The sequence below is a fragment of the Nonomuraea sp. NPDC049655 genome (assembly GCF_044465465.1).
Classification (GTDB): Bacteria; Actinomycetota; Actinomycetes; order Streptosporangiales; family Streptosporangiaceae; genus Nonomuraea.
The window spans coordinates 241,544-263,204 of record NZ_JBITLS010000010.1 but is presented as its reverse complement, the minus strand read 5'-3'; the positions used below and the strand labels follow the sequence as shown (position 1 = coordinate 263,204).

At 71.6% G+C, this 21,661-nt stretch carries 19 protein-coding genes and 5 tRNA genes; 11 read left to right on the top strand and 13 right to left on the bottom strand.

Annotated features, from left to right (window positions below; translation table 11 throughout):
• Nucleotides 1-70 precede the first annotated feature (70 nt).
• Together ACIBQ6_RS31010 and ACIBQ6_RS31005 are read right to left on the bottom strand one after the other, a co-directional pair.
• On the bottom strand, nucleotides 71-1,285 hold the full coding sequence (locus ACIBQ6_RS31010; RefSeq protein ID WP_397216151.1) for a glycosyltransferase: 1,215 nt from the start codon (nucleotides 1,283-1,285) through the stop codon (nucleotides 71-73).
• Nucleotides 1,286-1,435: 150 nt separating this feature from the next.
• The gene (locus ACIBQ6_RS31005; RefSeq protein ID WP_397216149.1) at nucleotides 1,436-2,698 is read right to left on the bottom strand and encodes a serine hydrolase domain-containing protein; all 1,263 of its coding nucleotides are present in this window, start codon (nucleotides 2,696-2,698) and stop codon (nucleotides 1,436-1,438) included.
• Between the two features lie 1,053 nt (nucleotides 2,699-3,751).
• Between ACIBQ6_RS31005 and ACIBQ6_RS31000 the strand changes: the two genes are divergently transcribed.
• Entirely contained in the window at nucleotides 3,752-4,285 is a 534-nt protein-coding gene (locus ACIBQ6_RS31000) for a hypothetical protein (RefSeq protein ID WP_397216147.1), read from the top strand.
• A 353-nt stretch (nucleotides 4,286-4,638) separates the two neighbouring features.
• Here ACIBQ6_RS31000 and ACIBQ6_RS30995 read toward each other — a convergent pair.
• From ACIBQ6_RS30995 to ACIBQ6_RS30975, 5 genes are all read right to left on the bottom strand, one after another.
• Nucleotides 4,639-4,710 (bottom strand) — tRNA-Val (locus ACIBQ6_RS30995).
• A gap of 19 nt (nucleotides 4,711-4,729) precedes the next feature.
• Nucleotides 4,730-4,801: transfer RNA gene (locus ACIBQ6_RS30990), tRNA-Gly, on the bottom strand.
• 48 nt (nucleotides 4,802-4,849) lie between these two features.
• Nucleotides 4,850-4,920 (bottom strand) — tRNA-Cys (locus tag ACIBQ6_RS30985).
• Between the two features lie 15 nt (nucleotides 4,921-4,935).
• Nucleotides 4,936-5,007: transfer RNA gene (locus ACIBQ6_RS30980), tRNA-Gly, on the bottom strand.
• A 90-nt stretch (nucleotides 5,008-5,097) separates the two neighbouring features.
• Complete coding sequence (locus ACIBQ6_RS30975) at nucleotides 5,098-7,365, bottom strand: N-acetylmuramoyl-L-alanine amidase (protein ID WP_397216145.1); 2,268 nt, start codon at nucleotides 7,363-7,365, stop codon at nucleotides 5,098-5,100.
• A gap of 211 nt (nucleotides 7,366-7,576) precedes the next feature.
• Between ACIBQ6_RS30975 and ACIBQ6_RS30970 the strand changes: the two genes are divergently transcribed.
• The 6 genes from ACIBQ6_RS30970 (at nucleotide 7,577) to ACIBQ6_RS30945 (ending at nucleotide 13,068) form a co-directional block, all read left to right on the top strand.
• Nucleotides 7,577-7,864: a hypothetical protein gene (locus tag ACIBQ6_RS30970; protein WP_397216143.1), complete on the top strand. Its 288-nt coding sequence runs from the start codon at nucleotides 7,577-7,579 to the stop codon at nucleotides 7,862-7,864.
• A 12-nt stretch (nucleotides 7,865-7,876) separates the two neighbouring features.
• A complete protein-coding gene (glmS, locus tag ACIBQ6_RS30965; RefSeq protein ID WP_364338021.1) occupies nucleotides 7,877-9,697 on the top strand; it encodes a glutamine--fructose-6-phosphate transaminase (isomerizing) in 1,821 nt (606 codons plus the stop codon).
• A gap of 25 nt (nucleotides 9,698-9,722) precedes the next feature.
• Nucleotides 9,723-10,532: an SAM-dependent methyltransferase gene (locus ACIBQ6_RS30960; RefSeq protein WP_397216141.1), complete on the top strand. Its 810-nt coding sequence runs from the start codon at nucleotides 9,723-9,725 to the stop codon at nucleotides 10,530-10,532.
• 109 nt (nucleotides 10,533-10,641) lie between these two features.
• Nucleotides 10,642-11,592, top strand: a complete 951-nt coding sequence (locus tag ACIBQ6_RS30955) for a tripartite tricarboxylate transporter substrate-binding protein (RefSeq protein ID WP_358285432.1) — start codon at nucleotides 10,642-10,644, stop codon at nucleotides 11,590-11,592.
• 87 nt (nucleotides 11,593-11,679) lie between these two features.
• Entirely contained in the window at nucleotides 11,680-12,768 is a 1,089-nt protein-coding gene (locus tag ACIBQ6_RS30950) for a mechanosensitive ion channel domain-containing protein (protein ID WP_352361127.1), read from the top strand.
• Nucleotides 12,769-12,992: 224 nt separating this feature from the next.
• Nucleotides 12,993-13,068, top strand: a tRNA-Pro gene (locus ACIBQ6_RS30945).
• 127 nt (nucleotides 13,069-13,195) lie between these two features.
• Here the strand turns inward: ACIBQ6_RS30945 and ACIBQ6_RS30940 are convergent.
• Nucleotides 13,196-14,536 (bottom strand): amidase, encoded by a 1,341-nt coding sequence (locus tag ACIBQ6_RS30940; protein ID WP_397216139.1) that lies wholly within the window; start codon nucleotides 14,534-14,536, stop codon nucleotides 13,196-13,198.
• A gap of 298 nt (nucleotides 14,537-14,834) precedes the next feature.
• On the opposite strand from ACIBQ6_RS30940, the gene ACIBQ6_RS30935 reads away from it, so the two are divergent.
• Complete coding sequence (locus ACIBQ6_RS30935; RefSeq protein WP_397216137.1) at nucleotides 14,835-15,134, top strand: hypothetical protein; 300 nt, start codon at nucleotides 14,835-14,837, stop codon at nucleotides 15,132-15,134.
• A gap of 221 nt (nucleotides 15,135-15,355) precedes the next feature.
• Here ACIBQ6_RS30935 and glgC read toward each other — a convergent pair whose 3' ends face one another.
• Nucleotides 15,356-16,591: a glucose-1-phosphate adenylyltransferase gene (gene glgC / locus ACIBQ6_RS30930; RefSeq protein WP_352329862.1), complete on the bottom strand. Its 1,236-nt coding sequence runs from the start codon at nucleotides 16,589-16,591 to the stop codon at nucleotides 15,356-15,358.
• Between the two features lie 235 nt (nucleotides 16,592-16,826).
• On the opposite strand from glgC, the gene glgA reads away from it, so the two are divergent.
• Both glgA and ACIBQ6_RS30920 read left to right on the top strand, forming a co-directional pair.
• A complete protein-coding gene (gene glgA, locus ACIBQ6_RS30925) occupies nucleotides 16,827-18,002 on the top strand; it encodes a glycogen synthase (protein WP_397216135.1) in 1,176 nt (391 codons plus the stop codon).
• A gap of 5 nt (nucleotides 18,003-18,007) precedes the next feature.
• Nucleotides 18,008-18,376: a hypothetical protein gene (locus tag ACIBQ6_RS30920; protein ID WP_397216133.1), complete on the top strand. Its 369-nt coding sequence runs from the start codon at nucleotides 18,008-18,010 to the stop codon at nucleotides 18,374-18,376.
• Between the two features lie 13 nt (nucleotides 18,377-18,389).
• Here the strand turns inward: ACIBQ6_RS30920 and ACIBQ6_RS30915 are convergent, their stop codons facing one another.
• The 3 genes from ACIBQ6_RS30915 to ACIBQ6_RS30905 all read right to left on the bottom strand — a co-directional run bounded on the left by ACIBQ6_RS30915 (nucleotide 18,390) and on the right by ACIBQ6_RS30905 (nucleotide 20,173).
• Entirely contained in the window at nucleotides 18,390-19,541 is a 1,152-nt protein-coding gene (locus ACIBQ6_RS30915; RefSeq protein ID WP_397216131.1) for a hypothetical protein, read from the bottom strand.
• 66 nt (nucleotides 19,542-19,607) lie between these two features.
• Nucleotides 19,608-19,976 (bottom strand): PH domain-containing protein, encoded by a 369-nt coding sequence (locus ACIBQ6_RS30910; RefSeq protein WP_352361137.1) that lies wholly within the window; start codon nucleotides 19,974-19,976, stop codon nucleotides 19,608-19,610.
• 44 nt (nucleotides 19,977-20,020) lie between these two features.
• Nucleotides 20,021-20,173 (bottom strand): hypothetical protein, encoded by a 153-nt coding sequence (locus tag ACIBQ6_RS30905; RefSeq protein WP_352361139.1) that lies wholly within the window; start codon nucleotides 20,171-20,173, stop codon nucleotides 20,021-20,023.
• An 84-nt stretch (nucleotides 20,174-20,257) separates the two neighbouring features.
• Between ACIBQ6_RS30905 and ACIBQ6_RS30900 the strand changes: the two genes are divergently transcribed.
• Entirely contained in the window at nucleotides 20,258-21,211 is a 954-nt protein-coding gene (locus tag ACIBQ6_RS30900) for a LysR family transcriptional regulator (protein WP_397216129.1), read from the top strand.
• 43 nt (nucleotides 21,212-21,254) lie between these two features.
• On the opposite strand, the gene ACIBQ6_RS30895 is transcribed toward ACIBQ6_RS30900, so the two are convergent.
• Entirely contained in the window at nucleotides 21,255-21,659 is a 405-nt protein-coding gene (locus tag ACIBQ6_RS30895) for a nitroreductase family deazaflavin-dependent oxidoreductase (RefSeq protein WP_358285448.1), read from the bottom strand.
• Nucleotides 21,660-21,661: the final 2 nt, after the last annotated feature.

Genomic DNA, 21,661 nt, shown 5'->3' with positions numbered 1-21,661 from the left:
GCATACGAGCGGGGCCCGTCAGACGGGCCCGGCGGATCGGAGGGCGTCTGTGCACGACGTACGCGGATGGTCATGCGACCTCGTCCTTCCGGGCCGTGCCGACGGTCGGATCGGCCGGGGCCGACCGGCGCCCCAGGCGCCGTGGATGGAAGATCCAGGTGCGCATCAGAAGGAACCGCACCAGCGTCGCGACCCCGTTGGCGGTCACCAGCGCGGCGATCTCGACGGCCCGTGGCGCCTCGGGCGCCAGTGCGTGCAGCAGGGCCAGACAGCCGGTGCTCAGCGCCAGTCCGAGCAGGAACGCCAGACCGCCCTCCAGCTGCTGCCTGAACGCCCGTTCCCGGCCCGTCACCCCGAAGGTGAACCGGCGGTTGGCGGCGGTGTTGCCGACAGTGGTGATCGACAGCGAGACCGCGTTCGCCCACAGCGGCCCCATCACCATGCGCAGCAGCACGAACAGCACCAGCTGAGCGATCGTGCTGAACACCCCGATGATCGCGAAAGTCGGCAGTTGCCGGGCCATCCCCGCCGGCAGCCGCGGCCGCGGCCGGCTCTCCACCGGGGCGTCGAACGCGCCCGTCAGCATGCGCCGCGCCACCCGGGCCATGCCCTTCACGTCATCCAGCGCGGTTCGCAGGACGTCCACCCGGCTGTCGGGGTCGTCGACCCAGTCCACCGGCACCTCGTGGATGCGCAGCCCGTTGCACTCGGCCAGCAGCAGCAACTCGGTGTCGAAGAACCACTTCTCGTCCTGCACCGACGGCAGCAACGCCCTGGCGATCACGGTCCGCGCGGCCTTGAAACCACATTGGGCGTCGGTGAAGCGGGCCGCCAGCGTCGTGCGCAACAACACGTTGTAACCCCGGGAGATCAGCTCCCGTCTCGGGCCGCGCACCACCGCCGACCCGCGCGTCAGCCGGGTCCCGATGGCCAGATCGCTGTGCCCGGAGATCAGCGGCGCCACCAGCGGAAAGAAGGCGTCCAGGTCGGTGGACAGATCCACGTCCATGTAGGCGACCACGTCGGCGTTGCTGTGGCTCCACACATGCCGCAGCGCCCGTCCGCGGCCCTTCTGCTCCAGCCGTACCGCCCGGACCCCGTGCAGTTCGGTCTCCAGCTCCTGCGCGACCTGCCACGTTCCGTCGACGCTGGCGTTGTCGGCGATCGTGATCCGAAACCGGTAGGGGAACGTCTCTTCCAGATAGGCGTGCAGTCTGCGCACGCTGCACGCCAGCACGTGCTGCTCGTTGTAGACCGGAATGGCGATCTCCACCATGCGATCCATGACCAACTCCTCGCTCGCTCGAAAGGCCTCTCAAAGGTGTGGCCGCGGAGTCGATCACCTGGCGGCGACGTCCGCTGCGCCGAGCCGGGACGCACGCGAACTCAGGGCGGGCAACGCCGTGCCCCTCAGCGTGTCGACCGCCGGACCACCTCAGCCGCCCCCGCCCCCGCCGCCAGGCGTGCCGCCGATGACAGCCTGTACCTCCCGCCCGGTCAGCTCCTGCAGCGTCCCGCCGTCGGTGTTGCTGAGGATGACACCGACCCAACCGGTGTACGGGTAGACGTTCCAGCTGGCGCCGACACCGGGGTTGGCGCCGGCGCGTCCGTGCACCCACTGACCGCTGACGATGCGGACCGGCATGTGGTAAGCCCCGAACGACTGCGGTCCGTGGGGGAGCTTGGCCGCGGTGAGCACCTCGGCGTAGGGCCGTTCCAGCACCGTGCCGTCGCTCAGGGCGTGCGCGAACCGGACGAGATCCGGTGCGGTGGCGAACCCCCCGTCCCCGGGGACGTCGATGAAGCCGCGGCCCGGGTTCTTGCCCGGCGTGGACTGGTTCGAGCTGCTCTTGCCCAGGTTGCGGACGGCGTCCACCACGCTGCCGTCAGCCAGCCTCATGTGAGGGTGCGCGATGTGCGCATCGGTGAGCCACTGCCGCCTGGTGTAGAACGCCGAGCCGGTCATGCCGCAGCGCTTGAAGATGTTCTCCTCGACGTAGTCCCAGTACGTCCTGCCGGTCACCGCCTCCACGATCAGCGCCGGGATGACGACGTCGGCGCCGGCGTGTTCGGTGGGGGTGCCGGGGGCGGCCACCAGCTGCGCCTTCCGGGCCCACCGCTCGTAGAAATCGTGCACCTCCTCCCGGCTCCGGAAGATGCGCTGCGGGTCCTCCTCCGGGGTGTCCAGCCCGGAGGTGCCGGAGAGCAGGTGGTGGATGGTCACCTGGTCGGCGACGTCCTTGGCGTAGCCCGTCAGGTGGGTGCCCACCGTGTCCGACAGCTTCACCTTGCCCTGCTGCACCAGCTGCAGGATGGCCACCGCGCCGAACGGCTTGCCCGCCGAACTGAGGCTGAACGCGATGCCTTCGTGATTGCGGATCCCCTTCTCCTTGTCCGCCATGCCGTAGCTGCGGGACAGCACCGTCCGGCCCCGGTGCGACAGCAGCACCACGCCGGAGAACCTGCCCTCCGCGGCCAGCTTCGCCACGTACCGGTCGTAGGCGCCGCCGGGACGGGTGTCCGGCGGGATGCCGGGGCCGGTCGCGGCCGGACGGTGCTGCCGATCATCGGGCCGGTCGCCGGGTTGTTCGCCGGGCCGGCCGCCCACCAGCGGCGCGCCGGCCGCCACCACGCCGGCCGCCGCGAGCCCGCTCCACCCGAGCAGCCGCCGCCGGCCGACGCCACCCACAGAGTCCATGATCACGGTCCTTTCCTGACGACGAGCCGACCGCTGCAGGTCTGACCGCGACCGCCGTCGGCAGCCGATCACCACCATGTGGTCGGTGCCTCTACTGAAGACGGAGGACTGTTGCGGTGGCGTATGCGCTTTTCGATACGCCCGCGATACACCGAATCCCCGACATCAAGGCACTGACGCAGGCCGCGCGACAGCCTGGTCACCGCCGATGCCAGAGCAGTGGGACAGGCATCCACCAGAAGGTCCACGTCGGTACGGATTTCCTGAGTGGGCTGTGGCGTGACCCGCCGGTCGAGCATGAGCCATGATCCGCCGCCTACGGCCGGTTCCGCTCCTGGGCGCTGAACGGCGTATCCGAGCAGCCGATGCAGGCGATGACCGTCGAGGCCGTGGCCCAGGACAGGCCGAACTCGACCTGACCGGCGTCACCTCCACCACCGCCCGTGCCCCCGTCATGCCGTCGCGATGGTGAAGCCGTCGAGCGGGAAAGGGCGCTGTAGCAAGGGGGCAAACCGCCCCCGGACGGCGATTCCGGCGATGAAGAGAAGAGCGACAACGACGAGTGGGAACGACCGGCGACGCCTACGACGCCCGCACCGGTTCCGGCCGAAGACGGCCAAGCCGGGTGAACGGCAAGCTGCACCAACCGGATCGAACAGTGGCGAGGGCGTCCTTCCGCTTCGGCAGAACGCCCGGGAGCCATCCGGCAGGCCTCGTACCTCCGCGTGAGCCGTCCCATGGAGATCCGAAGCCGCTGGCCGGCCTGGAGATCCGAACTCCTGCTGCCTCGCCACACCGAAGAGGCCGTCCCCGTCCGTACAGCCCCGGCGGTCCGACGGACGACCGCCGGTGGATGAGTGTGTGGAACTGCGGGCGGGCTTTGCCCGGAAGGGCGAGACCCGGCCTCAGGCACAGAGAAGCCCCAGGCGTCCGGCGTTGGCCGTTCGTCGGGGATTGACCGCTGTCCGGACCGGACCGAAACCCGGCCTGACTCCCGAAGTCGCCCATTCGCAGAGGTCATCTCCTCCGCCGGTAGGAGTTACGATCTCTGCTGTGAGCGGAGAGGCCTTAGATGAGCGCACCCGCGTAGGCAACGGTCTCGAAGTACTGATCGACCCGACAGCAGGGACCACTGACCTTCATCCGGCCTACGGGCATGCTCTCGACCTGCTGAACGCGCTGAACGAGGTCATCAAGGCGGTGAGAATCGCTCAGCAGATAAAGGATCGCGTGGGGGCGCTCGAGGAACTCCCTGTCGAGGTGGACACCTTCAGCGCAGAGGTGATCGAGCTCCTTGAGTTGCTGGTCTATCGAGAGTCGGTCGGAGTGGTCTCACGGGGAGGCGTCCACCTGCGTTCCGTCTCCATGAACTCGCCGCTCACGCTGGAACTGGTGACCACGGGTGCTGGGGGCGCGAGCGTGATCTCCGCGGTCGTGTATCTGTTCAGGAACCCGGACAAGATCGGCTCCTGGTTCCCCAAGCTGCAAGCCTCCTGGTACAACGGCCGCGTCGAAGCGGAGAAGGCCAGGACCGCTTACGAGAAACTACGCAAGGCCCGTACGCAGATGCGGGAGTTGGACGACTGATCAGGCTCCGACCGGCCATTTGCACAGGCCATGTTGACGACTCCCGCGAAAGCCGTCCGCCCCTTCGATGACGTGCGCGGCGGCCGACGTACGGCGTGTCACGGAGTCGTCCGACGTCGGGACCGCGTTCTCCGGACGCCTCCAGGCGGGCATGTGCGCCGGAAGCGCGGCGATCGTTCCGCCCGGTGGGAGCGGGGTTCATCGAGGGTTGTCATGCAGTCGGCACTGGTGCCGACAACCATGATCGGTCCGCAGCAACAAGAAGCCCCAGTCGTCCGGCGTTTGCCGTTCGCTGGGGCTTGACCGCTGTCCGGACCGGACCGAAACCCGGTCTGACTTCCGAAGAGCGTGGGTGGACGATACTGGGATTGAACCAGTGACCTCTTCCGTGTCAGGGAAGCGCTCTCCCGCTGAGCTAATCGTCCTTGTTGAGTTGTCACTCAGAGCGGAAGACGGGATTCGAACCCGCGACCCTCACCTTGGCAAGGTGATGCTCTACCACTGAGCCACTTCCGCATGGCGCACTTAACTTTACCGGACCCAGGAGAGTCCGTTGTACCACCGAGGTGGAGACGGGATTTGAACCCGTGTAGACGGCTTTGCAGGCCGCTGCCTCGCCTCTCGGCCACTCCACCAGGAGTTTGACTCCGAGCGGAAGACGGGATTCGAACCCGCGACCCTCACCTTGGCAAGGTGATGCTCTACCACTGAGCCACTTCCGCGTGAATCCCCTGCGAACTCGCGGGGCCACGGGAAAACCATATCGTCTTCGCGGAGTGCCCGTGCGCAGCCCGAGCCCCGTGGGGCGAAATTCAGCGGATGACGCGCACATCCTTGGCCTGGACGAACATGACACGATGCCCGAGCTGGATCTGGTGGTACCGGACGGACCCCGTGACCCGCACGTGCCTGGCCGGGTTGAAGGCGCCGGCCGAGTAGAAGGAGCCGGTGACCGTGCCGCCCAGCGAGTACGACTGCCCCGGCCCGATCCGGTACTGCAGCGGCGTCAGCGGCTGCACCCCGCCGCCGTGGTACGCCGACCGCTCCGGGTAGGCGCGGCCGTACACCTTGGTGCCCGCGGCCAGCGGCGTGACCAGCGGGCCCTTCGCCGGGACGGCCGTGGGGGCGGCGGACGGGTTGAGGAACCAGGCCCGCTGCCCCAGGTACCAGATCGCCGTCCAGTCGCCCTGCCGTCCGGCCACCGCGAACCGCTGCCCGGTCGAGGCGCGGGCGCTGTGGTCGTACACGCTGTACGTGCTCGGCTTGCCGGGGTGCTTGCCGGCGTCGGTGACCAGCGGGGCGCTCTCGCTCGGCCGGGTGTGCAGCCACACGCTGGCCGCGCCGTGCTCCGGGCACCGGCGGCCGGGCTTGGTGCTGGCGCAGCCGGTGTAGTACGGCCGGTTGTCGTCGTAGGACGGCCTGATGATCACCGACGAGCCCGTCCCGTCGCCCTTGAACGGGTGGTTCATCAGCTCGAAGTAGTGGGCCCAGTCCCAGTAGGGGCCGGGGTCCTCGTGCATGCCGGCGACCGCCTGCGCCGTGGCGCCCGGCACGTTGTCGTGGCCGAGGATGTGGGCGCGGTCGAGCGGGATGCCGTACCGGCCGGCGAGGTAGCGCACCAGCCGGGCCGACGAGCGGTACATCGCCTCGGTGTACCAGGAGCCCCTGGCCAGGTAGCCCTCGTGCTCGATGCCGATCGAGCGGGCGTTGAAGTCCCAGTTGCCGGCGTGCCAGGCGATGTCCTTCGTCGGGACGTGCTGGGCGACGTGCCCGTCCCGGGAGCGGATCGTGTAGTGCCAGCTCACGTATTTCGGATTGCCGATCATCGACGGGATGCCCTGGTAGCCGCCCTCGGTGTCGTGGATGACGATGTAGTCGATCTGGCGGCGGCCCTCGACCCGGTCGTGGTTGCCGTAGCCGCGGTCCTTCTTCCTGCCGTACCTCTCGTACGCGGCCGGCATCCACTCGCACCTGAGACTGCTCGGGCACTCGGCGGACGAACCGGCGGAGGAGTCGGCGGCGGTCAGGGGCAGCTCGTCCTGCGCGGGCACGTCCCAGTCGGACTCGTCGGCCGACTCCGAGTCGTCGTCGCCCTCGGGCTCCATGTCGGGGAAGAAGAACGGGTCGTCGTCCTCGTCGGCGTCGTCGCCGGTCGCGCTGTCGTCGCCGGTCGCGCTCTTCGCCGGGGCCGCGGGCGGGCGCAGGCCGGGCACGGCGTCCAGCCGCACGTCGAAGCCGTCGTCCGTGCGCCGTGCGACGCCCTCGCGCAGCACCGCGAACACCTCGTCGGCGAACGACCGCGCGGCGAGCGGGTCGCGGGCGCCCGAGTAGCGGGCGACGGCCGCGTACCAGTCGGCCGGGTCGGGACTGGGGTGGCGCTGGTAGGAGGCGAGCAGGGCGGCGCCGCCCCTGATGTTGGCGCGCGGGTCGGCGCGCAGCGCCCGCGGCGCGACCCCGGCCAGCCGCCCGGCCAGCGCGAGCGTCGCGTCCGGCACCGCGTCCGGCACCGCGGCAGCCGACGTGCCGGCCCCCGCCATCAACCGCGCCCCCGACGACTGCGAAGCCGACCGGGAAGCCGGCCGCGAGCCCGACTGCGAGCCCGACTGCGAGGCCGATCGGGAGGCCGATCGGGAGGCCGATCGGGAGGCCGATCGGGAGGCCGATCGGGAGGCCGACTGGGGTGACCGGGAGACCGGCTGGCGGACCGGCCGCGTCGCCGACCGGGGCAGTGGGCGGCTGTCGTCGCCCCTGGCGTCGCCCGGCGCGAACCCCTCCGCGGCCGGGCCCGCCTGCTCGGCGGGCACGACGTCCACCAGGTGCATCGGGCCGTACCCGCCCGCCGTGCTGGGACGGCCGCCGTTGGCGTCCCACCGCGACTCCAGGTACGACACCCCGAGCAGCACGCTCACCGGCACCCCGAACTCCGCCGCGGCGGCCGCGAAGTCGGCCTGCCGCCCCTGCTCCCGGACCCCCGTGCCGCCCGTGACGGCGGGCGCGGCCGGGACGGCCGGGCCGCCGACGACGGCGCACACACCGGCGGACAAGCTGGTGGCCAGGACGGCGGCAAGCCGAAGCTGCATGACATCTCCCCACGGAACGGCACTACTCGATCACCGTCCGTAACCATTCCCAGAAAGGGATGTGTCAGACGGGTCGAATGTGACGGATGAGCACCGCGGGATCCGCCGCGCCAGCCTCTCGACGACCCGCAGGAGAGAAGTGATAGCGCTATGGAGTTAAATCCTGCCCGATTCCGGGCAGGATGTTGGCGTGTCTCGCTCCAGATGCGTAATGTCCTCGTCTGTGTCCACGGCGCGGCATCCCTACGAAGACCTCATCGCCCATCTCGCCCGGACGAGCGCGCTCGGCCCAGGAGAGGCGGCCCGCGTGGTCGCCGACGTGCTGTCGTACTTCTCCGAGCCGGTCGAGGAGTTCGTACGCCGCCGTCACGGCGAGCTCAAGGCCCGCGGCCTGACCAACGACGAGATCTTCCCTCGGATCGCCGCCGAGTTACCCGCACGCCGGGTAGCGGCACCAGAGCTGTCGCTGCGGCAGCTCCGCAGGATCGTCTACGGATAAGAGGAGACCTCGATGTGCGGAATCGTGGCCTACGTGGGCCCCAAGGACGCGGCGCCCATCCTGTTGGAAGGGCTGCAGCGGCTTGAGTACCGGGGCTACGACTCCGCCGGGGTCGTGGTGTCGAACAAGGGGCTCAAGGTACGCAAGGTCAAGGGCCGGGTCGCCGACCTGGCCAAGGTCGTGCCGGTGCGGTTCAAGGGCAACCACGGCATCGGCCACACCCGCTGGGCCACCCACGGCGTGCCCAGCGACGAGAACGCCCACCCGCACCTGTCGGCCGACCAGCGCATCGCCGTCGTGCACAACGGCATCATCGAGAACGCCGGCGAGCTGCGCGCCAAGCTGGAGGCCGACGGCGTCCAGTTCCTGTCCGAGACCGACACCGAGGTCCTGGCCCACCTGATCGCCCGCGCCGCCGACGAGAACGACTCCCTGGAGGAGGCGGTCAGGAAGACGCTCAAGAACATCGTCGGCACGTACGGCATCGCGGTGATCGACGCCGAGCGGCCGGGCGAGGTGGTCGTGGCGCGCAACGGCAGCCCGATCGTGCTCGGCATCGGCGAGAAGGAGATGTTCGCCGCCTCCGACGTCGCCGCCCTGGTCCGCTACACCCGCCAGGTCGTGCACCTGGAGGACGGCGAGCTGGCCGTGCTCAAGGCCGACGGTTTCCACACCTTCGCCAGCGACGCCCGCGAGACCGCCAAGGAGCCGCTGACCGTCGACTGGGACGCCGGCCACTACGACACCGGCGGCTACGAGCACTACCTGCTCAAGGAGATCTCCGAGCAGCCCGAGACGATGACCCGCACGATGAGCGGCCGCCTCGACGAGCGCTTCCACGTCGCCCACCTCGGCGGCCTGAACATGGACGCCCGCGAGACGCGCTCGTTCCGCCGGGTGAAGATCATCGGCTGCGGGTCGGCGTACTACTCCGGGCAGATCGGCGCGCAGCTCATCGAGGAGCTGGCGCGCATCCCGGCCGACGCCGAGCCGGCCAGCGAGTTCCGCTACCGCAACCCCGTCGTCGACCCCGACACCCTCTACGTCGCGATCAGCCAGTCGGGCGAGACCTACGACACGCTGGCCGCCGTCCAGGAGCTCAAGCGCAAGGGCGGCCGGGTGATCGGCATCGTCAACGCCGTGGGCAGCGCCATCGCCCGCGAGGTCGACGGCGGCATCTACCTGCACGCCGGGCCCGAGGTCTCGGTCGCCTCGACCAAGGCGTTCACCTCGACCTCGGTCGCCTTCGCGCTGCTCGCGCTGCACCTGGGCCGGGTGCGCGACCTGTCGCCGGCCGACGGGCGGCGCATCGTGGAGGGCCTGCGCCGGCTGCCCGGCCAGATCGAGGAGATCCTCGCCCAGGGCGACAAGATCGCCGAGCTGGCGCAGAAGTACGCCAAGCACCCGAGCATGATGTTCGTCGGCCGGGTCAGGGGCTACCCGGTGGCCCGCGAGGGCGCGCAGAAGCTCAAGGAGATCTCGTACGTGCACGCCGAGGCGTACCCGGCCAGCGAGCTCAAGCACGGCCCGCTCGCGCTGATCGGCCCGGACATGCCGACGGTCGCGATCGTCCCCGACGACGAGCTGCTCGACAAGAATCTCACCACGCTCGGCGAGATCCGCGCCCGCGGCGGCCAGGTGCTCATGGTCGGCCACCGCGAGCCCGACGCCAAGCTGGCCGACGACGTGATCGTGATCCCGAAGAACGAGATCGAGCTCGACCCGATGCTGCTGACGATCCCGCTCCAGCTGCTGGCCTACCACGCGGCGGTCGCCCTCGGCAGGGACGTGGACAAGCCTCGCAATCTCGCCAAGAGCGTGACTGTGGAATAAATTCAGCCACAATCCTCGCAGGGTAGTGTTATCCGGCTGCGTACCACATAAATTCATTACTGTGCGGCAGTTCGACCCCCACACTCCGAATCTCGCACGCATGTACGACTACATGCTCGGCGGGACGGACAACTTCGCGGTCGACCGCCTGGCGATCGACCAGCTCGCCGAGCTGGTCCCGGAGGCGGTCCCGCTGGCCCGCGCGAACCGGGCCTTCCTCCAGCGTGCCGTGCGCTACGTCGCCGCCGCGGGGATCACCCAGTTCATCGACCTGGGCAGCGGGCTGCCGACGCAGGGCAGCGTGCACGAGGTCGCGCCGGCGGCCAGGGTCGTCTACGTCGACGACGACCCGGTCGTCGCCGCGCACGCCAGGGCCCTGCTCGCCGGGGCGGACCGGGCCGCCTTCCTGGAGGCCGACCTGCTCGACCACGAGGAGGTGCTGGCCCGCGCGGGCCGGTTCCTGGACCTGTCGCGGCCGGTCGCGATCGTGCTGGTGTCGATCCTGCACTTCCTGCCCGACGCGGCCGATCCGCAGGGCGCGGTGGCGGCGCTGCGCGAGGCGGTCGCGCCCGGCAGCCGTCTGGTGATCTCGCACGCCACCTCGATGGGACGCCTGTCGGACGAGGAGAACCCGCGCGGGGGCCGCCGCGGCTCGTCCGGCTCGGGCGGGGCGGACCGCAGCCCGGCCGAGATCCGCGCGTTCTTCGGCGGCTTCGCGCTCGACCCGCCCGGCCTGGTGCAGGCCGTGGACTGGCGGCCGGACCGGCCCAAGCTGGTGGGCGACTGGTCGCTGCCGTCGTCCCTGATGGCCGGGGTGGCCACGAAGCAGGACTGACTCCGGCATACGCCGAAATTTCGGTTAACCATATCCCGATGTGTAACAGCGAGTGAACTGTCAATAACTTTAGGTAATAGCGGTACTCGCGAAGGTCGGGGGAGGGCGGATGCGTCGTCGGCGGTTCTTGGCATGGACCCTGGGTGCGGCGGCGTGCGCGGCCGGATGCGGGACGGAACACGTCGTCGGCGGCCCCGCCGGCGCGAGGGGGCGGTTCTCGATCGTCGCGGGCGGCGACCGCTGGGCCCGGGTCGGCGAAGCGTTCGCCGCCGCCGCGCGCGCCTCGGGCGTCGGCGCGTCGCCCACCGGCACGCGGATCACCGTGACCGGCCTGCCCGCGCTGGCGGCCTCCGAGCTGAACAACGGGCAGACGCTGCTCGACACCTCGACCCCGCTGTCCAGGCTCACCGGCGACGTCGAGGTCGTCGTCGTGCCCGGCAACTCCCGGTTCGCCGACTTCGACGACTTCGGCGCCCACCTGCGGGCCGACCCGAGCGGGACGATGCTGGCCGGCGGGCCGCAGGGCGAGCCCGACCACCTGCTGTTCGGCCTGATCGCCAAGGGGCTCGGCGCCGACACCAGGCAGATGGACTACACGGGCTACCCCAGCAGCCACGAGGCCGTCTCGGCGCTGCTCGGCGGCAAGGCGGCGGCCGCGGCGGGCCTGCTCGGCGACTGGCGCGCGGCCATCGACGGCGGCCGGGTCAGGGCCCTGGCCGTCTCCTGCGCCCGCCGGGTGCCGGGGCTCGACGTGCCGACCCTGCTGGAGTCCGGCGTACGGGTGGACTTCGCGGACTGGGCCGCGGCCGTCGGGCCCGAGAACATGCCGGAGGACGGCAGGGAGTCGGCCGTGCGCATGTGCGACGAGGTGACCTCCTCGGCCTCGTGGCGTCGGGCGTGCCGGAAGGCGGGGTGGATCTCGATCCCGCTCAGCGGGGACGACTTCCGGCTCTGGCTGACCTCCGAGGTCGAGCGCACCCAGGCCGTGCTGCGCGATCTCGGGCTGCTGGCCAGCACCAGAGCCACGACGTGCTGGGGCAGTTGCGGCAACGGCCACTAGCCGAAACTGCGTGTCCGTGCGTATGGAGTGGCGCTTGAGGGCAATGTGACCTTGAAGCGACGTTCTACAACATAGGGGGCGCGAAGCGTGCAGTCGCCGGCAGCCTGGCCGATCCTCGTCATCTCGGTGGTCGGAGCGGTGCTCCTGGTGGAGGTGGTCCGCCGGGTGCTGATCCGGGTCGGACGAAAATGGGCCCTGGCCCGCCACCTGGTCGAGCACTGCACGTGGCCGGCGTTCTGCGTGGCCGCCACGGTGGCCTGCAACCTGGTCTTCGCCCCCGGCATCTTCGGCGACACGGCCGACGAGCGCGGCCTGGCCCAGTCGGTGGACCGGGTCATCGGCCTGGCCACCATCGGCACGGTGACCTGGTTGATCATCCAGGCGACGTACGCGCTGACGGACGTCGTGCTCGACCGGCTGGTGCTCGTCGAGGGCGAGCGCAACCGCCGGGCGCGGCGGATCAGGACGCAGATCGCGCTGGTGCGCCGCATCGCCGCCGCGGTCATCATCGTCATCGCGCTCGGCGCCATGCTGTTCTCCTTCCCGCAGGTGCGGGCGCTCGGCGCCGGGCTGCTGGCCTCGGCCGGCATCGCCGGCGCCATCGTCGGCATCGCGGCCCAGCCGACCATCGGCAACATGCTGGCCGGGCTGCAACTGGCCTTCAGCGACGCGCTGCGGCTGGACGACGTGGTCGTCGTGGAGGAGGAGTGGGGCAGGATCGAGGAGCTCACGCTCACGTACGTGGTGCTGCGCCTGTGGGACGAGCGGCGGCTGGTGCTGCCCGTCTCCTACTTCACCCAGAACCCGTTCGAGAACTGGACCAGGCACGGCAGCCGGGTGCTCGCCGTGGTGTTCCTGCGGGTCGACTGGGCGGTGCCGGTGCCCAAACTGCGCGACGCCCTGTACGAGTTCCTCCAGGGCAACCCGCTGTGGGACCAGAAGGACTGGACGCTCCAGGTCACCGACGTGCTGCCCAACGGCCTGGTCGAGCTGCGCGCCCTGATGAGCGCCGCCGACTCGCCGTCCTCCTGGGACCTGAAGTGCGACGTCCGCGAATTCCTCGTCAATTTCGTCCGCGACAACTATCCGGACGCCCTTCCCCGGTTCCGCGTCGAGGCCCCTGAAACGCGCGCCGGGGTGGCCTGGACCAACGACCGGGACCGCGACCGGCGATAAATGCGTGGCATTTCCGGCGACCCCCGGTCTACCGTTGATCTCGTTCCGGAACGACATTCACGGAGAACGACGAGAAAGGCGGCGGCCATGTGCGGACCTCGACCCTCCAGGCCGTCCGGCAACCGGCCTGAGCTGCGGCCAAGGCTTTCCCGGTGATTCCACGGAGAATCGACCAGGAAAGCCGTCCCGGGCCTCCGCCGGGGCGGCTTCGTTGATTTTCAGGACCGAGTGTGGGGCAGTTCGGTCAGCCCGCCTGCCTTGGGAGCAGGAGCACCGCAGGTTCGAATCCTGCCACTCGGACGTACGGCCCTGAAAGAAAAGGGCCGTGGGCTTCGGCCTGGCCGACGGGAATGGCGCCCCCCGGCCGGACACGAGCCCCCGCCCCCGGGTCCGGCCTGCGCCGGGCCGGCCCGGGGCCCACCTTTCCTCAGCCGCCCGGTGAGCAGGCCACCCGGAACAGCAGCTCCTCCCGGCCGGGCCGGCAGACGAGCTGCAGCCCGACCGGCAGGCCGTCCACCGAGCCGGCCGGCACGGTCAGCGCGGGCAGGCCGAGCACGTTCCACGGGCTGGTCAGGGCCAGCAGCGCGGCCCGGACGGCGACGGCCCGCCCGTCCAGCTCGGTCTGACGCTGCTCCAGCGGCGGCGCGACGAGCGGCACGGCCGGCAGCGCCAGCACGTCGTGCTCGTCGAACAGCGACTCCACCGCGGCGGCCAGCGCGGGCCGCTCGTCCAGGGCCTTGACGTAGGCCCAGGCGGGCAGGTCCATGGCCGCGCGCAGCCGGTCGAGCACCTCGGGGTCGAACAGCTCGGGCGCCCTGGCCATCCGGTCGGCGTGCACGGCGGACGCCTCCGCGCCCTGCACCGTCGCGTACGTCTCCCGCAGCTCCTCGGCCAGCTCCCCGGGCAGCCGGACCTCCTTCAGCCCCGCGCCCGCCGCCGCCCGCGCGACCGCCACGACACGCGGATCGCAGGGCGACAGGACGGCGGGGTCCAGCCACCCCACCCGCACCGCCGCCGCCTCACCGGCGCTGTCCCGGGCGGGCGGCGGCCCGCCGGTCGCGAGCTGCCGGTAGGCGATCAGGCAGTCCAGCGGGCCGGCGGCCAGCACGCCGACGTGGTCGAACGTCCGGGACAAGGGGAACACCCCGGCGGCCGGGATCGCGTCGTAGGCGGGCTTGAACCCGGCGATCCCGCACAGAGCGGCCGGGATGCGCACCGACCCGCCCGTGTCGGTGCCGATCGCCAGGGGCACCATGCCCGCCGCCACGGCCGCCGCGCTGCCGCCGCTCGACCCGCCGGACATGCGCGCGGGGTCGCGCGGGTTGCGCGAGGGACCGTTGGCCGAGCGGTCGCCGGTGGGGCCGTACGCGAACTCGTGCGTCGTGGTCTTGCCGACGATCACCGCCCCGGCCTGGCGCAGCAGCGTCACGCAGGCGGCGTCGGACTCGGCGACGTGGCCGGCGAAGTGCCGCGACCCCATCGTGCAGGGCAGCCCCGCGACGTCGATGAGGTCCTTCACGGCGACCGGCACGCCGTGCAGCGGGCCGCGGTCGGCGCCCGCGGCCAGCTCCTGGTCCGCCCGCCGGGCGGCGGCCGCCGCGCCCACCGGGTCCACGGTGACGAAGGCGCCGAGCGCGGGGTCCAGGGTGACGGCCGCGTCGAGCGCCAGCCGGGCCAGCTCGGCGGCGGTGGTCCGGCCGGCGCGCAGGTCACGGGCCAGGTCGGTGACGGAACGGCCGGTGAAGGGGCCGGGCGGTGTGGGCGGCATGAGGTCCTCTCCGGACGGTTCACGGCGACCCCGCCGGGAACGGACGGGCGTCCGGAGCAGACTACGCGTCCCGGCCCGCCGACCGGCGTTCCAGGGGCGCGGCGGCGCTTCCGGAGTGGCCGGGGAAGGCCGGACTTCTGGTGGCGTGGCGGGGTTTCCGGAGTGGCCGGAGAAGGCCGGACTTCGCCGGGGTGGCACCGGAAAGCGCCGAGTCCTTTCCTGGCGTGGCGTTACACGGCGATACGAAGGCGATTACATACAGTGATCAGCGATGTCACTTCGTGATCCAGGGGGAACCATGAAAGCCAACCTCATCGTGGCCGGCGGCTTCGCCGTCGCCGCGCTGTTCGGCATGGCGGGCACGGCCAGCGCCAACGTCCACCACGAGAAGTGCGACCTGAGCACGTCCGACGACTCGACCGCGCTCCGCATCACGCCGTGGGGCGTGTCCGCCGGACACCGTGACGCCGAAGCCTGCGAGCACCGCAAGGACTACGGGCGTCCCTACGACGGCTACAACTGGGGTTACTGGGGCGGCCGCGGCTACTGGCCCGGCGCCTGGGCGTACGGCGGCATGGGCGCCGGCGTCGGCATCTGAGGTCGCATCACCTGAGCCCGGGCCGCGCCGCGCGTGGCCCGGGATCCTGCGTTGCCGGGCGCCCGCGGCGCCCGGTCGTTCCCGCACCCCCGCTGCCGTCCGGCCGAGCCCCGGACCGCCCGCCCGCGCGATGAGCACACTCGCGTGCCGCCGGAGCCGATCCTGGCCGCCGCCGCCCGGCACTCGGCCGGCCCCGGGCGGGGGACCGGCCCGCCCGGCCCCTAACGGTCGACGATCTCGTTCTTGCCGATGACCACGACCCCGCCGCGGGTCAGCGCGAAGCGGGTGCGGTCGTAGTCGAGGTCGAAGCCGATGCGCGCGCCGTCGGGGATCACCACGTTCTTGTCGATGATCGCCTTGCGCACGATCGCGCCCCGGCCCACCTTGACGTTCTCCATCAGCACGGAGTCCTCCACCAGCGAGTGCGAGTGGAGCACGACCTTCGGCGACAGGATCGAGCGCATCGCCATGCCGCCCGAGACGATCACGCCGGGGGAGACCAGCGAGTCGATCGCCCGGCCCACCCGGTCGCCGTCGTTGTGCACGAACTTGGCCGGGGGCAGCGGGTCGTGCCCGGTGAAGATCGGCCACTTGTCGTTGTACAGGTTGAAGATCGGGTGGGCGGAGATGAGGTCCATGTGGGCCTCGTAGTAGGCGTCGAGGGTCCCCACGTCACGCCAGTAGCCGCGGTCGCGCTCGCTGGAGCCGGGCACGATGTTGTTCTTGAAGTCGTAGACATCCGCGCCGCCGGACTTGACCAGCATCGGGATGATGTTGCCGCCGAGGTCGTGCTTGCTGGTCGGGTCGAGCGCGTCCTCGCGCAGCGCGTCGATCATGGCCTGGGTCTTGAAGACGTAGTTGCCCATCGAGGCGTAGACCTCGTCGGGGGAGTCGGCCAGGCCCACGGCGTCCTTCGGCTTCTCCCTGAAGGCCACGATGCGGCGGCCCTCGGGATCGGTCTCGATCACGCCGAACTGGTCGGCCAGCGACAGCGGCTGGCGGATCGCCGCCACCGTCACGTCCGCGCCCGAGTCCTCGTGCTGCTCGACCATCTGCCGCGGATCCATGCGGTAGATGTGGTCGGCGCCGAACACGATCACGTGCTCGGGCATCTCGTCGTAGATCAGGTTCAGGTTCTGGAACAGCGCGTCCGCAGAACCGGAGAACCAGCGCGGCCCGAGCCGCTGCTGGGCGGGCACGGGCGTCACGTAGTTGCCCAGCATCGCCGACAGCCGCCAGGTACGGGAGACGTGCCTGTCGAGACTGTGGTTCTTGTACTGGGTCAACACCACGATCTTCAGGAAGCCGCCGTTCGCGAGGTTCGACAGCACGAAGTCGATCAGCCGATACATCCCCCCGAACGGCACCGCCGGTTTGGCCCGATCCGCCGTGAGCGGCATGAGCCTCTTGCCCTCTCCACCTGCCAGCACAACCGCAAGCACCCTCCGGGACCTCATGTCCAGGACGCTACCCGTAAATGGCCGATCTATCGACGAAACCGCGCACCGGGCTGTGCCGCCGTGTCCTGACTTATCCGCGTTGAGCAGGGGCCGGACTTACCGACATTGGGCTGTATCGATGTGTTCCCTATGCTTGCGACGGTTCACAAGTGCGGTGCCGGAGTTGATGGTCGGCGCAAAACATGCCGCTCGCTGGAGGGCGCCGGGCCGGGCGCGTCGTAAGGTCGGGGGCATGCGTGTTGATCTGCTCAGCAGGGAGTACCCGCCGGACGTCTACGGCGGCGCCGGGGTGCACATGGAGTACCTGGCCAGGGAGCTGCGCAAGCTGGCCGACGTCCGGGTGCGCTGCTTCGGGGCCGATCGCGAGGAGCCCGGCGTGTCGGCCTACCGGGTGCCCGGCGGCCTGGAGCGGGCCAACGCCGCCCTCCAGGTGCTCGGCGTCGACCTGGAGATGGCCGCCGCCTGCGAGGGCGCGGACGTCGTCCACTCCCATACCTGGTACGCCAACTTCGCCGGGCATGTCGCCAAGATGCTCCACGGCGTGCCGCACGTCGTCACCACCCACAGCCTGGAGCCGCTGCGCCCGTGGAAGGCCGAGCAGCTGGCCGGCGGCTACACGGTCTCGTCGTGGGCCGAGCGCACCGCCCTGGCCGCCGCCGACGCGGTGATCGCGGTCAGCGAGGGCATGCGCCGCGACGTGCTGGCCGCCTACCCCGAGATCCCGCCCGGCCGGGTCACCGTCATCCACAACGGCATCGACACCGCCCAGTACGCCCCCGACCCCGGCCTCGACGTGCTGAAGAAGCACGGCGTCGACCCCGACCGGCCCTACGTGATCTTCGTCGGCCGCATCACCCGGCAGAAGGGCCTGGTGCACCTCCTGCACGCCGCCCGCTCCTTCGACCCGGCGGCCCAGCTCGTCCTGTGCGCGGGCGCGCCGGACACGCCGGAGATCACCGCCGAGGTGACCGGGCTGGTGCGCGGCCTCGACCGCGACGGCGTGCTGTGGATCTCGGAGATGCTGCCCAAGCCGGAGGTCATCCAGCTCCTCACGCACGCCTCGGTCTTCGTCTGCCCGTCGGTCTACGAGCCGATGGGCATCGTCAACCTGGAGGCCATGGCCTGCGAGACGCCGGTGGTGGCCACCGCGACCGGCGGCATCCCCGAGGTCGTCGCCGACGGCGAGACGGGCCTGCTGGTGCCGATCGACCAGGGCCCCGACGGCACCCCGCACGACCCCGAGGCGTTCGCCGCCGACCTGGCCGAGCGGGTCAACGCGCTGCTGGCCGACCCGGCTCGCGCGGCCGAGATGGGCCGCGCCGGGCGGGCCAGGGCCGTCGAGCACTTCTCCTGGGAGCGCATCGCCCGGCGCACCCTCGACCTCTACGCCTCGCTGCGCCGGGACTGAGCGTATTGAGCTGGGATCTGGAGACCCCCGAGGGCGGACGCCTGAGCGTCAACGCCTGGAACTGGCGTCCGACCCTGGCCCTGCTGGAGGAGGCGCGGGTGTTCGATCCCGAGACCGCGTGCCTGCTCGGCTTCAACGGCTGCATAGAGCTCACCGGAGCCGACGCGAGCCGCATCGCGGCCTTCCTCGACGACTACCTGGGCGGCCTGCCCGAGCACGGGCGGGTCCGGCTCGACGGCGAGGTGACCGAGGAGCCCGACGACCACCGCCTCCACCGCGACGACCTGGCGCTCAACTACTCGGCCACCGCCTCCTGGCTGCGCGACCTGCGTGACTTCTGCCGGGCGGCCCCCAACGGCTTCACCTGCATGTAGGGGTGGCGGCGGGTCAGCGGCTGAGCCAGAGGGCGGGCCTGGTCAGGTCGCCCTCGGGGCCGGTCCAGCCCGCCGCGTACACCTCGGTCGTGCCGGGGCGGCGGGCCAGGGCGGTGACCGTGCCGCGCACGGTCGTCGTCGTCCAGCGGCCGGCCGCGTAGTGGTGCAGCCGGGAGCGGGTCGAGTCGAGCACCCACAGGCCCGCCCGGCCGTCGGGCTCGGCCTCGGTGAAGGCCGCGCCCTCCGGGCCCCAGCGGCACCGCCAGGCCGACCCGTCCCAGTGCACCGCCAGCGGGCGGCGGCGTTCCAGGGGCTCGCCCTGCTCGTCGTACTCGTCGGGCGGGAACCAGGACACCCCGCCGACCACCCACACGTCGTCCGGCCCGAGCACGGCCACGTCGCCGAGCTCCGTCCGGGCCGGCCGCGCGCCTTCGGGCGCGCCCGGCTCGGGCAGGTGCACCGCCTGCCACGCGACGCCGTTCCAGCGGGCGGCGGGGTCGTGCGCGGTCCGGCCGACCGTCCACACGTCCGCGCCCTCGCCGCCGAGGGCCCGCGCCGGGGCGGGCAGCCGGTACGCGCGCCAGCCCGAGCCGTCCCAGCGCAGCGCGTCGCGCCCGGACACGGCCCACGGGCCGCTCGCCGCGGTGCCGTGCAGGCCGATGGCCGAGGCGCGCTCCTTGAGCGGCGTGGAGGCGCTCACGGCGCCGTCCGCGACGCCGGCGACCAGGCCGGGACGTTCGTCGTCGCCGGTCCCGAAGGCCCACGCCCGCTCGCCCGATACCGCCCCGACCGCGGCGACCGTCATCCGGGACGGCAGCGCGTACGTGCGCCAGCGCACGCCGTCCCACCGGCTCAGCCCGCCGGACGTCGTCTCCATCCCGGCGGACGTCTCGCGCTGGACGGAACGCACCGCCCACACCGCCCCGTCGGGGGCGACCGCGAGCCGGTCGAGCGTGCCGTGCCCGTCGCCCGCCGGGACCGTCCGCCACGGCGACCGTACGGGCTCGGCGCGCAGGTCGTCGCCGCCGGGCCGGGGGCAGCGGGCCTGGACCGTGAGGCTCACCGCCGGAGCGGACGGGACGTCCCGCCCGGGAGGCCCGGCGCAGGCCGGGAGCGCCAGCAGCACGCCGAGACCGGCCACGCGGGCACGTACGGAACGCCGCACCTCGCCCCCTTCGTGATCATCGGCAGAATACGCTCACCCTGCCCAGGAGACCACGCGTGACGCCGATCAGCCCTGCGAAATGTAGTGGAGGATGACGTTGTGCACGTGGTGGGCCTTGTTGTCGCCGCGGAAGTCCACCTCGTAGGTGTGCGTGCCGACGTGGATGGCGATGGCGCCCGAGGAGAAGAACCCGCCGGCCAGCGACTTGTTGCTCACGACGCTCACCGCCGAGATCTTGGCGTAGGGGATGCTGGTGATCGCGATCCGCTTGCCCACGAACGACTTGTCCTGCACGATCACCCGCCGGTCCGTGAGCCCCAGGAACCCGGTGCCCGCCCCGATCGCGTCGTAGACGGCGATGATCTGCTCGCCGGGGAGCAGGCCGCTCTCGATCTGCTTGAACTGCTCTTTGCGGTCGTAGGGGATGTCAGCCATGCCCGGCCAACGAACGGGACGTGCCCCCGCGTTCCGCGCCGGGCTCAGGGGCCCGCCGGATGGGCCGACGGGTCGTGCGGGAGGTCGAGCAGGCAACCGCACGTGCCGGGCGGCCGTGGCAGCCCGAACAGCGCGCGGACCTGGGCCGGAGCGGGTGGCGCGGGGCGGAGGAGACGGGTCAGAAGACGGCGGATCATGGTGCCCAGCGTCGCGGTGACGCCTGCGCCCGGTCCAACACCGAAATATCGCGATTGACGCGCTTTTGTGGTTAATGTGGCGTCGTGGATCTGCACCCCCGGCTGCTGCGCGTCTTCGTCGCCGTCGCCGAGGAGCTGCACTTCGGGCGCGCCGCCGCCCGGCTCTTCCTGGCCCAGCAGGCGCTCAGCCGGGACGTGCGCACGCTGGAGACCCGGCTCGGGACGCCGCTGTTCGTCCGGTCCACCCGCCGGGTGGAGCTGACCCCCGCCGGCGCCCGGCTGCTGCCCGGGGCACGGCGGCTGCTGGCGCTGCACGACGAGGTCGTCGCCGACGTGCTCGGCGCCGATCGCCCGCTGCTCGTGGACGTCACCATGCAGGGCCCCGACCTGCCCGAGCCGCTGGTCAGAGCCCGGGAACTGGCCCCCGGGACCGAGATGCTGGCCCGTTTCCACGGCGGCCTGGCCGCGGGCGCGGCCGCGATGCTGGACGGACGGCTCGACGTGTCGTTCGGGCGCTTCGCCGGGCTGCCCGCGGACGTGCGCGCCCGGCTGGCCCAGGTCCCGGTGCGCCTGCAGCCCCTGGCCGTGCTCCTGCCGGCGGACCACCCGCTGGCGGAACTGGACGCCGTGCCGCTCGCCGCGCTGGCCGCCTTCCCGCTGGACGTCATGGCCGGGAACGCCGGCACGCGGGAGTGGAGCGACCTGGGGGAGCGGCTGGCCGAGGCGTTCGGGCTGCGGCTGGCCCGGCCGCACGCCGCGCCCGAGGGGGCCGCGGAGATGGGGCACTACCTGCGCCGGCATCGCGAGCCCGTGCTGTCCAGCGTGGGGATCGGCGGGATCCCGGGCGCGGTGAACCGGCCGCTGGCCGAGCCCGTGCCGCTCGGCCTGCAGAACCTGGTGCATCCCAAGGGCCTGCGGCACCCGGGCCTCGCCGCGCTCCTGGCCGCCGTCGCCGAACTCGGACGGGCCCGCCACTGGCTGCGCCGCCCGCCGGGCTCCTGGCTCCCCGAGGCCGACGAGGCCCTTGTGGCGGCCTGACGCCTACGTGGTGCGTTCGAGCGCGACCACCGGGGGCCGACGCCTACGTGGTGCGTTCGAGCACGACCACCGGGATCTGGCGGTCGGTCTTCTCCTGGTATTCGTCGTACTGGGGCCAGGTGCGGGTCATCGTCCGCCACATCTCGGGCTTCTCCTCCTCCGAGGCGGTGCGGGCGCGCGCCTTGAACCTGTCGCCCTTGACCTGCACCTCGACGTCGGGATGGGCCAGCAGGTTCTTGTACCACTGGGGATCTTCGGGGTCGCCGCCCTTGGAGGCGACCACGAGGAAGTCGTCGCCGAACCGCTGGTAGATCAGCGGCGTGGTGTACGGCCTGCCGGAGTTACGCCCCTTGGTGGTCAGGAGGAGGACGGTGGTGTTGTTCCAGTCGTGCCCCTCCGCGCCGTCGGTGGCCTGATAGCGCTGCACGTGTTCCTTGCCATAGAGCATGC